11 protein-coding genes are annotated in these 15,533 nt (G+C 58.6%); 5 read left to right on the top strand and 6 right to left on the bottom strand.

Translation table 11 applies throughout. From position 1 onward, the window contains the following. Nucleotides 1-15 precede the first annotated feature (15 nt). Nucleotides 16-1,698 (top strand): class I SAM-dependent methyltransferase, encoded by a 1,683-nt coding sequence (locus tag C7H09_RS01205; RefSeq protein WP_106760838.1) that lies wholly within the window; start codon nucleotides 16-18, stop codon nucleotides 1,696-1,698. A 58-nt stretch (nucleotides 1,699-1,756) separates the two neighbouring features. On the opposite strand, the gene ovoA is transcribed toward C7H09_RS01205, so the two are convergent. Continuing rightward, on the bottom strand, nucleotides 1,757-3,910 hold the full coding sequence (gene ovoA, locus C7H09_RS01200) for a 5-histidylcysteine sulfoxide synthase (protein ID WP_106760837.1): 2,154 nt from the start codon (nucleotides 3,908-3,910) through the stop codon (nucleotides 1,757-1,759). A 134-nt stretch (nucleotides 3,911-4,044) separates the two neighbouring features. On the opposite strand from ovoA, the gene C7H09_RS01195 reads away from it, so the two are divergent. Continuing rightward, a complete protein-coding gene (locus C7H09_RS01195; RefSeq protein WP_240616470.1) occupies nucleotides 4,045-4,386 on the top strand; it encodes a hypothetical protein in 342 nt (113 codons plus the stop codon). A 71-nt stretch (nucleotides 4,387-4,457) separates the two neighbouring features. Here the strand turns inward: C7H09_RS01195 and C7H09_RS01190 are convergent, their stop codons facing one another. The 4 genes from C7H09_RS01190 to C7H09_RS01175 form a co-directional block, all read right to left on the bottom strand. Continuing rightward, nucleotides 4,458-4,886 carry an early set domain-containing protein gene (locus C7H09_RS01190; RefSeq protein ID WP_106761169.1) on the bottom strand — a complete coding sequence of 143 codons (429 nt, stop codon included), beginning with the start codon at nucleotides 4,884-4,886 and terminating at the stop codon, nucleotides 4,458-4,460. A 61-nt stretch (nucleotides 4,887-4,947) separates the two neighbouring features. Continuing rightward, nucleotides 4,948-8,106 carry a pullulanase-type alpha-1,6-glucosidase gene (pulA, locus tag C7H09_RS01185; protein WP_106760836.1) on the bottom strand — a complete coding sequence of 1,053 codons (3,159 nt, stop codon included), beginning with the start codon at nucleotides 8,104-8,106 and terminating at the stop codon, nucleotides 4,948-4,950. Between the two features lie 220 nt (nucleotides 8,107-8,326). Beyond that, nucleotides 8,327-9,664: a maltoporin LamB gene (gene lamB, locus C7H09_RS01180; RefSeq protein ID WP_106760835.1), complete on the bottom strand. Its 1,338-nt coding sequence runs from the start codon at nucleotides 9,662-9,664 to the stop codon at nucleotides 8,327-8,329. Between the two features lie 275 nt (nucleotides 9,665-9,939). Continuing rightward, nucleotides 9,940-10,812 (bottom strand): MurR/RpiR family transcriptional regulator, encoded by an 873-nt coding sequence (locus C7H09_RS01175; RefSeq protein WP_106760834.1) that lies wholly within the window; start codon nucleotides 10,810-10,812, stop codon nucleotides 9,940-9,942. A gap of 218 nt (nucleotides 10,813-11,030) precedes the next feature. On the opposite strand from C7H09_RS01175, the gene zwf reads away from it, so the two are divergent. The 3 genes from zwf to C7H09_RS01160 are packed head-to-tail and all read left to right on the top strand — an operon-like array spanning nucleotide 11,031 to nucleotide 13,916. Beyond that, nucleotides 11,031-12,506, top strand: coding sequence for a glucose-6-phosphate dehydrogenase (zwf, locus tag C7H09_RS01170; protein ID WP_106761168.1), 1,476 nt, complete (start codon nucleotides 11,031-11,033; stop codon nucleotides 12,504-12,506). Further along, nucleotides 12,493-13,212, top strand: coding sequence for a 6-phosphogluconolactonase (gene pgl, locus C7H09_RS01165; RefSeq protein WP_106760833.1), 720 nt, complete (start codon nucleotides 12,493-12,495; stop codon nucleotides 13,210-13,212). The genes zwf and pgl overlap by 14 nt, the downstream gene beginning before the upstream one ends. A gap of 56 nt (nucleotides 13,213-13,268) precedes the next feature. Beyond that, nucleotides 13,269-13,916: a bifunctional 4-hydroxy-2-oxoglutarate aldolase/2-dehydro-3-deoxy-phosphogluconate aldolase gene (locus C7H09_RS01160; RefSeq protein WP_106760832.1), complete on the top strand. Its 648-nt coding sequence runs from the start codon at nucleotides 13,269-13,271 to the stop codon at nucleotides 13,914-13,916. 128 nt (nucleotides 13,917-14,044) lie between these two features. Here the strand turns inward: C7H09_RS01160 and pyk are convergent, their stop codons facing one another. Then, nucleotides 14,045-15,493 (bottom strand): pyruvate kinase, encoded by a 1,449-nt coding sequence (pyk, locus tag C7H09_RS01155; RefSeq protein ID WP_106760831.1) that lies wholly within the window; start codon nucleotides 15,491-15,493, stop codon nucleotides 14,045-14,047. Nucleotides 15,494-15,533 lie beyond the last annotated feature (40 nt).

Genomic DNA, 15,533 nt, shown 5'->3' with positions numbered 1-15,533 from the left:
AAGCAAAGAGCGTCTATGACGATTTCCTCATACAACAAACACGCCCAACAATTTTTTAGCCAGTACCAATCCCTCGCTTTCGAGCAGGTGCACAGGGACTGGCTTCCACATTTGCACAAAAATACCGGCCTGGCACTGGATGTTGGTGCTGGTAGTGGCCGCGATGCGCAAGCTCTGGCGGAACGGGGCTGGAATGTGGTGGCGGTGGAGCCTGCCAGCGAGTTACGCCAGTTGGGCCAGGCAGCGACGGCCCATTGCGATGTTCAATGGCTGGGCGACGCTCTGCCGGATTTGAGTGACATCCGAAAACTCAGTTATCGCTTTGATTTGATTCTGGTATCGGCGGTGTGGATGCATCTGCCACCCAGTGCCCGGGAGCGGGCGTTTCGCATTCTCACAGAGTTGCTGGCCCCTTCGGGCATGCTGGTGATTACTTTGCGCCATGGCCCCGGGGATGGTGAACGCCAGTTCTATGAGGTATCCAAAGCAGAGCTGGATGCTTTCGCGCGCCAGCGCGCGGTGATGCCTGTGCCGTTGCCGGATACGCACCGGGCGGATGAGCTTAAGCGCGCGGAGATTTGGTGGGAGACGGTGGTTTATCGGTTGCCAGACGATGGTACCGGCGCACTGCCCACCTTGCGCCATATCATTATCAACGACAACAAATCCTCTACCTACAAGCTGGGGTTGTTGCGCACTCTGGTTCGTATGGCAGACAGCGCTCCGGGGTTGGTGTTGAATCGCTCGGATGACTGGGTTGAATTGCCGTTGGGGGCGGTTGGGCTGTTCTGGATAATGCTGTATCACCCGTTGGTGCTGAAACATCGGTTACGGCAGGCGCCGGGTTCTCGCGGGTTGGGCTTTGCGGGAGAGGATTTTTATCGGTTGGGTAAGCTGTCGCCGCTGGATTTTCGAGTGGGCCTGTCGTTGTCGGCGGAATATGCGCCAGTGGTGATGCGGGCAATCAAACTTGCGGCATCGAATATACTCAAGAACCCCGCTCATTTTACGACCTGGCCAGGCACCAACCAGCCAGTGTTTGAGGGCGGTGCCCAACGGCTGAGTATTCGTAATGAGCCGGTGCGGTTGGATAAGGAAACACTGGCCCGGTTTGGTCGATTTCGGGTGCCAGCCATGCTTTGGGACACCTTCAGCCGCTACGCCTGCTGGGTTGAGCCAGCTATTGTGAATGAATGGGTTAGCTTGATGGGGAGCTGGGAGGCCCGTTATTCAACGGAAACCTATCATCACGCGCTGCAATGGGTAGAGGGGCGGCGCGACACATCTATAGTGCGAAAGCTGGTGGAACAGCAGTTGGCTGCCAGGCCGGTGGCCTGTGTGTGGACAGCCAAAGATCTGTCCCGGGCCAAGTATGAGATTGACCACTGCTTCCCCTGGTCTCGGTGGAATAACAACGACTTGTGGAACCTGCTGCCCGCGTCTCAGAGAGCCAACGCGGCAAAATCTGAAAAGTTGCCTGCAGATGCCTTACTAAAGCAGGCCCGCCCCAGAGTGATCGAGTGGTGGCAACACGCCATTATGAATACCGAGCGCGAAGAACAGTTTTTTTCTGAGGCTGAGGCGGCACTGCCCCTGCTGGGACAGTGCCGAACGGCTGACGCGGTATTTGAAGGGATGTTGCAGCAACGACTAAGGTTGAAGATGAACTTGCAGCTGGCGGAGTGGCTGGGAGCCTGAGTCGAGACACCGGAAGGTGCGCCGCGCAAACTCGCCAACCTCTCGCGCCACTGCTCTGTCAGTGGTCTTGTTCGGGCACGCGCTCCCACACCGTCACCTCAGACAGCGTATGCTGGAACTTGTGCTGGGTTTCCCGAATCACAAAGGGCGCTTTCCGTGGCTCGCCTACCATCCGGAAATGCTGGCCCAGGTGCTCTTTCAGGCCATCCAGTGTGCGATGGTTTTCGCCGTCCTTTTTAAAGCCGCCCAGCCACTCTTCTTTTGGCGTATGTTCTTCCAGCCAGGTGTAGGGCGAGGCAATCACCAGCAGGCCGCCTTGATTGATGCGCTCGTGGATGGTCTCCAGGAACCGGCGCGGGCGGTACAGGCGGTCGATCAGGTTGGCGGCCAGCACCAGATCGTACCCGGTGTATTGAGGCTTCAGGTTGCAGGCGTCGCCCTGATAGAAGGCGACTTTGCTGGCGGTGTCGGCCAGATCCAGCTCGACCAGGGTGCGGGTGTGGTAACTCACCAGTTCACCTTCCTCGGTGAGTGAATAGCGAATTGCCCCTTGTTCGGCCATTTCCACGCCCAGGCGGATGAAGTTGGCGGAGAAATCCACGCCTTCGACTTCATCAAACTGGCGTGCCAGCTCAAAACTCGAACGGCCACAGGCACAGCCCAGATCCAGTGCTTTGCCGGTTGATTTGCCCGCCATGGCGTCCAGTGCCAGGTCTGCCATGGCTTTTGGGAAGTTGGCGACACCAAACCATTGGTCGCCGTAGTGGAATTCGGCGTATTCCGTGAGCAGGCGGTCGCTTTCGTAATAGGCGTTGGGTTGAACCGCTTCCGCCTCGGAAGTGATGTAACGGAACCCGGCGTGCTGGAAGAAATGCCGGCGGAAGGCATAGCGGGAGGCCAGCCGGGCTTCGTTCCCGCAGGAAATCCAGGAACCGCCTTTGATCAGGTTGTGGTGGCCATCAAAGGTGGGGGTGGTGAAGTCGTCGTACAGCGGGTGCACCTTGAAGTTATCGAACGGGTAGGTGGGCGTTTCCGTCCACTGCCATACGTTGCCGACCACATCGAACCACTGGCCGTGGCGAAAGCGCGTGACCGGGCAGGACGAGGCACCATGATCCAGGTGCAAATTGGCGTTGGCTGTGCCCGGGCCGACTTCTTGTACGCCCGCCGCATCGCACAGACGGTACCACTCATCTTCTGTCGGCAGCCGGATGGGCTGGCCAGTTTGTTCGCGCTTCCACTCACAGAAGGCTTTGGCTTCGTGGTAGTTGACCTCCACCGGCCAATCCCAGGGCATTTCGACTTCTTCGGTCATCAGTCGCAGCTGCCAGCCGTTGTGCCAGCGCCAGAAGGTGGGGTGTTTGGCTTTGGTGAACTGCCGCCAGGCCAGGCCTTCTTCGCTCCAGAGACTGTCTTGCTGATAGCCACCGGCTTCCACGAAGGCCAGAAACTCCTGGTTGCTGACCAGGTACTGGCTCGCTTTGAACTCTGTCACCTCGGCCTGATGCTCACCGTACTCGTTGTCCCAGCCGTAGTAGGCATCGTTGTAGGGCTTGCCAATACGCACCGTGCCCGCGGGAACCGTGATCAACTCGTTCTCCGGCGCCTCGCCGGTCTCCCGATTGGGCGCCCATTCGGGCTGGCTCTGTACCCGATCCAGGTGATGTTGGCGGATTAGCACCGACGAGGTTTCCAGGTGAATCCGCTCGTGTTCGATGCCCATCACAATCGGCCACCAGTCGCTGTCCCAGTCGATGGGCAGGGCCAGCGGCAGGGTATTGATCAGGTACAGCACGGTCTCCCGTACCTGTGCCCGATAATCCAGCACGGCCTGAACGCTGGGCCAGTCGTAATGGTCGTCGTTCAGGTCGTCCCAGCTCATTTCATCCACACCGACGGCGAAGATGGATTCCATGTTCGGGTTGATGCGTTCTTTCAAGGTTTTGGCCAGCACCAGCTTATTCACAAAAAAAGTAGCGGTATGGCCCAGATAGAAAATCAGCGGGTGCCGCAGCGGAATGGCTTTCTGAAAGTAACCGGCGTCGTCGGCCAGGCAATCGAACAGGCGCGTGTAGGTATCAAAGGTGTCGGTGAAGTAGCGCGCGATTTCCTGACGTTTTGCCTCCGGGCTGCCCTCCGAAAGGTTGGGGGTGCGGGTCAGGCTGATGGTGTGTTGCCGTGTGTGGGCTGTGGTGCTGGCTGTTGAGTCCATGGTGGAGGTGTTCCTTCCTGTGGCTGTTGTTCTTGAACAATACGCTTAACCATAGGTAAGTGGTTCAGGTTGGGGCAAGGGAAAGTGTTTTTTCGTCGTTGCGCCTTTATTCACTGTATCGGCTTGTGTAGCTCGTGGCTCAGCTTGAATCCGGTGCCAGTGTCGAAGAACTTGGTGCTGGTGAATGGCAGCAGTTCGAGGACCAGGGCCGGAATGCCTCGGGCCTGAGCCCCCGCGTTGTGCAGGAAGTGTTTTCAATGGCTCGCCCGGACGGCGACACGCCCACCGTTGGCCGCGCCGTAACGGCTGACCAGGCAACTGTTATTGTCCTGACCAGCGTCAACGAGGGTGAGGTTGATCAGGATGGTGCGGAATACCAGCAGTTGCGTCAATTCCTGACCCAGCTCGAGGGCCAGCGTGAGTACATGGCTTATCAGCAATACCTGAGAAACACCGCGGAGGTCGACAGGGATTGATTCCCGGGTGTGATGAAAAGCGATTAAAAAAGGGTGCCGATCAGGCACCCTTTTTTGTGCGCGTCATGGCATCAGTTGGCTTTTTTGATATACACCGTGGGAGTCTCGCCGGTTACGTCGAAATAGAAGCCGTACACCGCCGATTCCGGCGGCGTGAAACGGAAGTTCTCAAACACGGCTGAGCAGTTCGCTCGAACCGGCGTGTTGAGCGTTACCTCCTTGTCGTCTTTCTCGGACAGGTAACCGCAGTTGCTCCCATTGCTCCAGTTGGCATCGCCAAACTTGAATTCATAGGGTTGGCCGTCCGCCTTTAATTCGATTTCCGTTCGGTAGACGCCGGTGTCGACCTTTTTGACCTTGTATTCTGGCAGGGCATCCCACCAGGCAAACTGCCCGCGCAGATACAGTGACTGGCTGTAGTCACGCTCACCACCGGTGGTGGCACAACCGGTCATGGCAAGCACAGATATCAGAGCCAGATTGCCAAGTACTTTTTTCATGTTGTTCTCCTTGTTATCAATGGTCACAGCCAGCATGGCCGGCTGTGTTGAGGCCCGCCGGTCAGCGGGCAAATACCGCAACCGAGAGCCCGGGCACCTGGAACTCACCAGCATCGGCCGCCGCAGACTGAGCAGGGGAGCTATCGGCCCTGACAGAGAAATCCCCTTCCAGGGTGTGGTTCAGGGTCTGTGTGGTGTTGCTGGCGTTGATCACCACCACAATCTCGTTATTGGCAGGGTCCAGCTCCGGCAAACCGGCGGTACCGTCATCCAGCAGGCTGAACGCGATAAGCCCCGGGGTTTGCTGCGAGCCGGTGTTGAGGAAGCTGAGGCGGCTCTTGATGTCTTCGGCCGTCTGCAGCCGGAACAGAGGGCTTTCCTTGCGCACCCTGAGTAGCTCCAGTACCTGGTCCCTGGTGTAGCTGATCGTCGCAGGCGTGGGGTTGGCGTGACTGCCAGCTGAGGTGATGACCTCGGTGATCAGGTTCCAGTTCGAGCCGTCCTTATCCTGGCGGGGCAGGCCGCGATTCCAGGCGGAGGCCTGGAAGCTGAAATCCACCTCGTTGTACCAGTCCCCGGAATCGTAGCTGTCCCGTTCCATGGATTTGGAACGCAGCAGTTCAGAGCCCATATGCAGGAACGGGATGCCCTGGCTGAGAATCGGAACGGCCAGGCCAACAACCTGCATTTGCGCCCGCTCCTGGGTGCTGGCGGCGTAGTCGGCTTTGTACTGGTTGTTGTCCCAGAGAGTCTGGTTGTCGTGCTTGGACACGTAGTTGACGATTTCCTGAGGGTCCGTTGTGTATCCCGCGGCCTGGCCGTTGTAGTCGATTTCGGCACCGGATTTCACTTCGCCGGTGGCCGTCTCGAACCTGAAATCCGAAAGGCTGCCGGTAATACCCACCCGAATCCAGTCACTCACCTGCAGCAGGCGGTTCTTCTCTTCGTCACTGCCGCTGTTGCGATCGTTGGGGAGCGTGAACAGACCGTTGCCGAAGCCCTGGTTGGCTCTGATGGCGGCGCCTTCATCAAACGGCCCACCACCACGCACCGCATCCCGGAGGCGATCATTGAAGGAACCGATACCCGTTCCGGCCATGTTGGCCTGAATGGCGTTTTCGCCTCTGGCATTGTTGGCAACTTCGCCGAAATTCCAGGCCTCACCGTAGAAATAGGTGTCGGGGTCGACACTCTGCACCGCTGCCAGAGCATTTTCCATGTTGCTCAGCATGTGGTGGCCCATCAGGTCAAACCGGAATCCTGAGATCTTGTAGTGCCGGGCCCAGGTGACCAGCGAGTCGATCATCAGTTTTTCCATCATGGCGTGCTCAGAGGCTGTATTCTCGCAGCAGGTGGACTGTTCGACTGCCCCGGTTTCGGGGTTCTGGCGGTGGTAATAGCCGGGTACCAGCTTGTCGAGCACTGAGTTGTTCGCCAGGCCCGAGGCATTGGTGTGGTTGTAAACCACATCCAGAACCACATTGAGTCCCAGGTTGGCCGCTGCCATCACCAGCTCACGAAATTCGGTGATGCGTGCCGGGCCCTGGGCTTCGGTGGCGTAGCTTCCCTCCGGGACGGTGAAGTGCACCGGGTCGTAGCCCCAGTTGAAGCTGTCCAGGCTACGGAACGTGTTGTAGAGAGCCTGGGCATCGCCTGTCAGTGGGTCGAAACTCTCAAGTACCTGACGAATGGTTTTTCCGCTCTGGCACTTGTCGGCGTAATCGTTGGCGGCAGTCTCGGACAGATCGCACAGCTGGCCAAAGTTATCGTCAATATCCACGATCCCGGCCGGATCTTCGTTCACCGTGGCAATATCAAAGGCCGGCAGCAGGTGCAGGTGAGTCACACCGGCATCGGCCATAGCCTTTAGGTGTGCCACGCTGTCGACGCTGCCATCGGCGGGCCCGGTGAAGGCCTTGAACTTGCCGCGAAGGGCTGGTTCAACGGTTTCGTCGGTGGCGCTGAAATCGCGGACATGAACCTCATACACCACGGTGTTTTCCGGTGCCGGGTGCGCGGGCGGGTTCAGGTTGTCCCATCCCGTAGGCTTGTAGCTGGTGGCCAGATCCACCACCTGCGCGTACTGGCCGTTGCGAGACAGGCTCAGGGCGTAGGGATCAGACACCAGAGTGGTCTCTATGCTGCCGGTTCTCGGGTGATAAACCGAGATCTCGTACTGGTAGTACATCTCCAGCAAGTCGCTCCGGCTACCGGAGTGAGTCCAGACGCCGTTGGTTTCGGTCATCCCAACCGGATATCCGGGCAGCAGGGTGCCATTGTCATCAAAGACATGAAGCTTCAGGGTTTGAGCGGTGGGTGCCCAGACGGCAAAGTTGACGTTACTTCCCTCAACGACGGCGCCCAGTTCACCGGTGTAGGCGAACAGGTCATCCAGAACTCCCGGAATCTGAACGCCCGTGGCGACCACGAGCTCGTCATTACTGTTCCAGGCGGCCGCGATCAGTTGGCCTTTCAGTGCCGATCGAATGGTATTTTGATCAGCCTGTATTTCATAGGCGGGCCAGTCTGCCAGATGCGGAAACTTTTCTGCCGTCGCTGGCGACAAGGTCGTGGGGGTGAGTGTCAGGCTGCTGCCGCCGCTCAGAGTACTGGATTCGTTCACGGTAATGGTCGCGCCGTGATCGTAACGGAGCTCAACCCGGGGCAGGTTTTCTGTCTCTGCAAAGACCAGAGTGTTCTCATCAACCCAGTGGGCACTCGCACCAGTGATGGCCACACTGTCTGTTTCAATGGGTGTGCGGGACAACTCCGGGCTGCCGCTGACTGTGAAAACCCGCTGGCCCAGTGCCTCAAAGTGCCAACGGTGGTCCAGACCGCCAAGATCTTTGTCGTCACCCTTATGCATGATGAAGTGGAAACAATTGCCGGCTTCCCGCATGGGAATCCGGTACCAGGCGCCATAGGTATCGCTGACACCGTCAGCAGGCCGCGGGCTGTCCCACTCGGTAGCTACGCCTTGGGCCAGGCCGTCACAACCGGCGCCTGAATCGTTCCAGAGATGGAGGCCCCAGCCGTCGTAGCTGGCATCCGGTCGTTTGTAATAGAGCAGAGCTTCATTGGGGCCGGGTTCGAGTAGTTCATTGCTGGGAGGTTCTCCGCCGCTGTCGGGAGAATCACTGCCGCTGTCGGAGTTGCAACCGGTAAGAGTCAGTGCAAGGCTGAAGATCAGGCCGCCCAAGAGCCTCGTTTGGTCAGACATGGTCAAAGTCCTCTTTCCATTTGTTTTTGTTGGTAGATGATCCTCTCCGGATCACCTTCATGGTTGCGTGAAGCGAAACAGAGGACATCCCTCCAGGCCTGGTATTCCAGGGCGTAGTCAGGCGTGGCAGAGGGGCGTAGTTCTGGTAGGGGATGACAAAAAAGGGCCGGCAAAAGCCGGCCCAGGGGAGGTCCAACAAGAGAGTGTGGTGCTCAGGGCATTACCACCAGGCTTCAACCTGGGCGCCTACTCGGATATTGCCGTCGTCATCGTTGTCTTCTGCCCGGTCGCCGAAGAATGAACCGGCATACAGGCGGATAGTCGGACGTGCCCAGAAGCTGGGGCCTGCGCTCCATTCCTGAGCGATAACGACTTTGGATAGATCGCTGCTTTCCGTAGTGTTTACGCCGTCTTCAGAGGTGTAGCCGACTTCAAGCGAAGTTTTCATGAAGTTGGTCCAGTTGTACTGGGGGCGAAGCACGACGCTCAGCTTGTCGGCGTCCTCATCGGCGAGAGGGCCATAGGCGGTACCCTGCTGATAAAGCGCGGAGTAACCCAGTTCAACTTTGTCACTCAGTTTGACCACACCCCAGTCCAGAATCCGCCAGGACTCTTCCATGGTGCCTTCCCACCAGGTGCTGTTCAATGACTCTCCGCCACCATGCGCGGCATAAGCCTGATGCCCCATGGAGCCTTCGGCATACTGTACGACGAATTTGTTGAAGCCGCCCATGATGCCCTGGGAGTACTCGGCGGTCAGAAAGTAACCATCACGGTCGATGTCCTTGCCGGCGTTCGCTTGAGCGTCATCCTGGGCGTCGGTCAGGTCGGCGTATCCATAGATACCGATAAGCTCCAGGTTGCCGGAACCGACAGGGAAGGCGTAGCGCAGATCCAGCTTGTTGTTCTGGACCTGAGTTTCGGTTCCGCTGTGGCGCGCCGGGGTGTCAAAGTTGGTAAAGGCTAAGGAGAATTTCCCTGCTCCCAGATCTATGCCTTCGAGACCGGCACCGTAGCCTGAGTTATTAACGTAATACAGATCAAGTATATGAACGTCTTTACGCTGGTAGTAACGTTTGCCTGCCCACAAGGTTGCTTCGGGGGCCCACCCAATAACGCCCTTCGCTGAACCGTAGGCCTGGCGCAACGCCCAGTCGCCACCCGCCCAGGGTTCGGATTGGGATTTTGTAGTCTCGAGATTGCCGTTGATGTCGGTTACTTCATTTGGGCCGCTCAGGGATTGGAAGTCATTACCTTGGTTCTGGGCTTCATAAGCCAACATGGTATCGAACCGGAAAACCTTGCCATCTTGGTTGAACAGTTCGTCCCCCAGGCTGATCTCTCCGTAGGTATCACACTCGTCACCCAGGCGACCTGCAAAGTGCGCACTGCCACCGCTGCCATAGCACAGCTGCTCTCCGCCGTCAGAGGTTGTGCTCACACCAGCACGCGCATAACCGTGAAAATCGATGGCCATGACAGGCGTGGTCATCACCGCAGCAGTAACCGCTGCAGCAAGAGGTAGCTTGTTACCGAAGAAGCGCTTGTTGTTTTGCATCGTTTGTGTCCTGTGCTTTTTGTCATTTTCTAATGTCAGGGGACGGAACCCCCGGGATGTCCGCCCGGTTCAGGCTTCCGGTTCCCGGGATTGCAGCTTCTGCCAATCAGACATTGGGAAACCGGATTTCATGGTGTTGTAACGCGGGAGTCAGTACATCCTCCGCCTTGAAGAATTTGGGGGGTGAGTTTTCAGGGGGAGGAGGGGCGTAGATGGATGATCTTTTTCCGGAAAGTGTCTGCTACCTTGAAAAAAGGCAGCAGACGTTATGGCCTTCAGGCCTGCGGGAAGCGGGTGGCTTTCAGGCTTTCCTTGATCTTTTTCAGGTGGCCCAGGAAGTCCGCGCCCCGTTTCAGCGTGACCCCCGTGGCCAGAATGTCGATGACGGTCAGATGGATAATCCGTGACGACATCGGCATGTAGACCTCGGTGTCTTCGGGAGCGGTTACCCCCAGTACCGTGGTGCAGCACTCGGCCAGGGGTGACTCAGGGTTGGTGATACCGATCACCGTGGCGCCGTTTTCGCGAGCCAATCGGGCAATATCAACCGTTTCCCGGGTCCGGCCGGTGTAGGAAATCAGCACGATGACATCGCCAACCTGGGCGCCGGCCGCCACCATCCGTTGCATCAGAGCGTCATCGTAAGACATGACAGGAATGTTGAAGCGGAAGAATTTGTGCTGGGCATCCAGGGCCACCGACGCGGAGCCGCCCATGCCGAAGAAATTGATCTGCTTGGCCTGGATCAGATAGTCGATGGTGGTCGCCAGGGCCTTTGGGTCCAGCGACTGGCGTGCCTTGTCGAGACTGGCGATGGTGCTGAGCATTATTTTGTCGGCGAACTCTGCAACGGTGTCGTCTGGCTCAACATTTTGCCCGACGTAGGGGGTGCCGGTCGCGATGCTTTGGGCCAGGCGAATCTTGAAGTCCGGGAAGCCCGTGGCGGAAAACCCTCGGCAGAACCGGTTTACGGTTGGTTCGCTGACATCGGCAGCACGGGCCAGCGCCGCTATGCTGTAGCGAGTGGCGGCGGTCGGGTCCTTGAGAATGGCTTCGGCCACTTTGCGCTCGGACTTGTTTAAGGTGTCCAGACGGGACTGGATATCTTCCAGAAGGTTGTCGTCCCGGTGCGCCTGGTTTGTCGCCATGGGTGGGTACTCCCTGCATCTTGTGCGATCGCTATTAGAAAACCGGATGGATTATAACGCGCTTTCGAAACTCGTGCCGTAGTAAAAGTATCAATAAACGGAAGTTTGACTTGGATTTTTGCGGTTTGAATGTCATTATTTGGCTAAAATTACTACATTAATGATTGGAGCCTGGTGCCGCTCGTCCGGTGCCTGAATAAAAAAGAGAGATGGAACCCATGGTCAACCAAACCAACACCCGTTGTGACCTGATGCTTTTTGGCGCTCTGGGCGATCTGGCCCAGCGCAAGCTGTTCCCAGCGTTGTATCAGTTGGAGCGTGCCAACCTGCTGGCGGACGGCAGCCGGATTCTGGCTATTGCCCGAAGTGAGGCCGGCACCGATGAGGTGCGAAACAAGCTGCTGGAGAAGCTGCGCCAGCACGTGAAGCCGGCGGAGTTCGACGAAAACATCGCGAACGACTTCCTCCAGCGAGTGGACTATCTTTGCCTGGATTTTGCAGATCAGGAAGGGTATCAGGTTCTCAATGAATGGCGGGATGCGGTCAACAACGAACTGATTGTCTACATGGCCACGCCTCCCTCCATGTATGGCGTGATTGCCCGCAACATGAAATCGTCCCAGTGCTGCAACGAACACACCCGGGTCGTAGTGGAAAAGCCCATCGGCCACGACCTGGAATCCTCCAAGGTGATCAATGACGAGCTGGGTGAGGTTTACAACGAAAACCAGCTGTTTCGCATTGATCATTACCTGGGTAAGGAGACGGTCCAGAACCTGATCGCCCTGCGTTTTGCCAACAACCTGTTTGCTTCCCAGTGGGACCAGAACCACATTTCCCACGTGGAAATCAGCGTTGCCGAGAGTGTCGGTATTGAAGGCCGCTGGGGCTACTTCGACAAGGCCGGCCAGATTCGGGATATGGTGCAAAACCATCTGTTGCAGCTGCTCTGCCTCATTGCCATGGACCCGCCGGCGGATCTCTCGGCGGACAGTATTCGCGATGAGAAAGTGAAAGTGCTGAAAGCGCTGAAACGGATCACCCCCAATATGATGGAAACCCACGTGGTGCGCGGTCAGTACACAGCGGGCACCATCATGGGCAAGCCGGTGCCGGGCTATCTTGAAGAGGACGGCGCCAATCGCGGCAGCGAAACCGAAACCTTCGTCGCCCTGAAAGTGGAGATCGACAATTGGCGCTGGTCGGGCGTGCCTTTTTATCTGCGCACCGGTAAACGCCTGCCGGAGAAGATGTCCCAGATCATCATTCACTTCAAACCGGCGCCACACTACATCTTTGATTCCGACCAGAAGCATCTGGCCAATAATAAGTTGATCATCCGCCTGCAGCCGGATGAAGGCATGGCGCTGAAAATTCTCACCAAGGACCAGGGTCTGGATAAAGGCATGCGCCTGCGCCAGGGGCCGCTGGAGCTGACCTTCTCGGAAACCTTCGAGAGCGATCGCATTCCGGACGCCTATGAGCGTCTTCTCTGGGAAGTGATGAAGGGCAACCAGTACCTCTTCGTGCGCCGGGACGAGGTGGAGTACGCGTGGCGCTGGGTCGATCAGGTGATCCAGAACTGGCACGACAGCGACGAGCCGCCGAAGCGTTACGCCTCAGGCACCTGGGGGCCGGTGGCCTCCATCGCCATGATCACGCGGGACGGGAGGAGCTGGTATGAAGACGCCTGAGCTGAACCTGCCGGAAGGCATTGAGCTGATCGCCGGCAGTAACGCCGATGCGGTGGCTCGACAGTTGGCGAAAGCCGTGGCGGCCGCTTTGGGCCGGCGGCTTGCCGAAGCGCCCCGGGCCAGCCTGGTGGTATCCGGTGGGTCCACGCCGCTGCCGTTTTTCAAGGTGCTGAGCCAGGAGCCTCTGGAATGGGCGCGGGTAGACGTGGCGCTGGCGGACGAGCGCTGGGTGCCGGAGTCCGACCCGGCCAGCAACACCGCGCTGGTGAAGCAGCATTTGCTGGCGGGGCCGGCGGCGGCTGCCCGGTTCGTGTCTTTGAAGCAGGATGGTGACACGCCGGAAGAGGGCATGGCCGCGGTTGTGGCGGCCCTGGGCGATCTGGCCCAGCCCATTGATGTGCTGATTCTGGGCATGGGCAACGATGGCCACACCGCCTCGCTGTTTCCGGATGCGCCGGAACTGCACCGGGCCATGACCGCCGCTGAAGGTGAGCCGGCCGTTGCCGTACACCCGCCTTCCCAGCCCCAGAGCCGTATCACGCTGTCGTTCCCGTTGCTGAGCCAGGCCAGAATGACCGCCCTGCATCTGAAAGGCGACGACAAGCTGGATACCCTGGCGAAAGCGGCATCGGCGGTTGATCAGGTGAATGCGATGCCGATTCGTGGCTTTCTCAAGCCCGGCCTGAAGGTGTTCTGGAGCGCCTGAGCCCACACACTGACGATTGTCCAGCCCACCAACAGAGATACAGTTTGGAGACTTCAATGAATCAATTGTCTGATTACCACCGCGACCGGGTGCAGGCGGTGCTGGCCGCATCGCCGCTGGTGCCGGTCATTGCCATCCAGAATGCCGAGGACGCGCTGCCCCTGTGCCGCGCTCTGGTAGACGGCGGCATTCGCGTTCTGGAGATCACCCTGCGCACAGAGCATGGCGTGCGCGCCATCGAGCAGATTCGCAAAGCCATTCCCGAGGCCTGGGTAGGCGCGGGTACTGTGACCAGTATCGCGCAGTATCGCCAGGTGGAATCCGCCGGTGCCCAGTTTGTCATCACGCCGGGCGTGACTGAGGCCATTCTGGAGTTTGGTGTGACCTCTGAGGCCCCACTGTTGCCCGGCATTTCCACCGTATCGGAACTGATGATGGGCTACGCCTTTGGCTACCGGGAATTCAAGTTTTTCCCGGCGGAGGTGTCTGGTGGTATACCGGCCATCAAGGCGTTCAGCGGCCCGTTCCCGGATGTGACCTTTTGCCCGACCGGCGGAATTAACCGCAAGACAGCCGCGGATTACCTGGCGCTGAAGAACGTAAAAGCGGTAGGCGGTTCCTGGCTGACACCCGCTGACGCTATTGCCGCAGGTCGTTGGGGTGAGATCACCGATATTGCCCGCGCCAGCCTGGCGGATCTTTGAATCCGGTCTGAGCGATAGGCACAAAAAAGCCAGTTACCGGGAGGTAACTGGCAAACGGTCATGTGTCGTCAACATGAATTCTGGTGAGAGCCAGAGGGAAAAAGCGGGCCGCAGGGCCCGCTTTTTCGTTAGCGGATGTCAGTGCCCACGCGAACGATTTTCATGGTGTTGGTGCCGCCCTGGGCGTTGACGTAATCGCCCTTGGTGATGACCACCAGATCACCATCCTTCACCACACCACGCCGTTGCAGCTCAGCAATGGCTTCGGCATTGGTCTGCTCGTTTGGCAGTTTGGCGGAATCAAACGGAACCGTCTGAACACCGCGATACATCACCACCCGATGCTGGGTGGTGTGATGCCGGGAGAACGCGAAGATTGGCAGGCTGGATTTGATGCGGGACATCAGCCGGGGCGTTGCACCGGTTTCCGTCATGCAGATAATCGCCGTGACGCCGTTCAGGTGGTTGGCCGCATACATGGCAGACAGTGCGATGGCTTCATCCACCTGTTCCATGCTTTCGTGAATCCGGTGCTTGGACTGGTGCATGGTGGGGTGGCGTTCAGCCCCCAGGCAGATGCGCACCATGGCTTCCACCGCTTCGGTGGGGTAGTCGCCCACGGCCGTCTCGGCGGACAGCATCACCGCATCGGTGTAGTCCATCACCGCATTGGCCACGTCTGATACTTCAGCTCGGGTCGGCATCGGGTTGGTGATCATCGATTCCATCATCTGGGTGGCGGTGATCACGGCACGGTTCAGCACCCGCGCGCGGCTGATGATATGCTTCTGCACGCCCACCAGTTCCGCATCGCCGATTTCCACCGCCAGGTCGCCCCGGGCCACCATAACGGCGTCCGACGCTTCAATCACTGCGTCCAGCGCGGCATCGTCGTGGGCCAGCTCGGCCCGCTCGATCTTGGCCACCAGGCCGGCTTCCGAGCCTGCCTCTTTCAGCAACCGGCGGGCGGTGTGCATGTCTTCGGCAGTGCGCACGAACGACACCGCCACGTAGTCCGCACCCAGGCGGGCGGCGGTTACGATGTCCTGCTTGTCTTTCTCGGTCAGCGCTTCGGCAGAGAGGCCGCCGCCGCGCTTGTTCAGGCCCTTGTTGTTGGACAGGGGGCCGCCGATCAGCACCTTCGAAGTAATGCTTTGGCTATCGACCGCTTGCACTTCCATTTCAATGCGGCCGTCGTCCAGCACCAGGATATCGCTGGCTTTGACGTCATTGATCAGTTGCTCGTAATCAATGCCAACCCGCTCGGCATTGCCGGCTTCCTTGTCCATGGCCGCGTCCAGTACGAAGGTCTGGCCGGCTTCGAGAAACACCTTGTTGTCGGTGAAGCGGGCAATCCGCAGTTTCGGACCCTGCAGGTCTGCCAGCAGAGCGACAAAACGGCCCTGGGCGGCGGCCGCTTCCCGAACCCGGCGGGCCCGGGCGATGTGCTCGTCAGCACTGCCGTGGGAGAAATTCAGCCGGGTAACGTCAACCCCGGCCTTGATGATGGAGGCCAGTGACTCCGGGGAATCCGTAGCGGGGCCGAGGGTGGCGACAATTTTGGTGCGCCTGAGCATGTGTATGTTCCTTTTGTTCCGGTGAAATGCGGCCGGTCTT

Source organism: Marinobacter fuscus, assembly GCF_003007675.1.
In the GTDB taxonomy this organism is placed as follows: domain Bacteria; phylum Pseudomonadota; class Gammaproteobacteria; order Pseudomonadales; family Oleiphilaceae; genus Marinobacter; species Marinobacter fuscus.
Note: the sequence above shows the minus strand (reverse complement) of the source record. Positions and strands in the feature narration are given on the sequence as shown.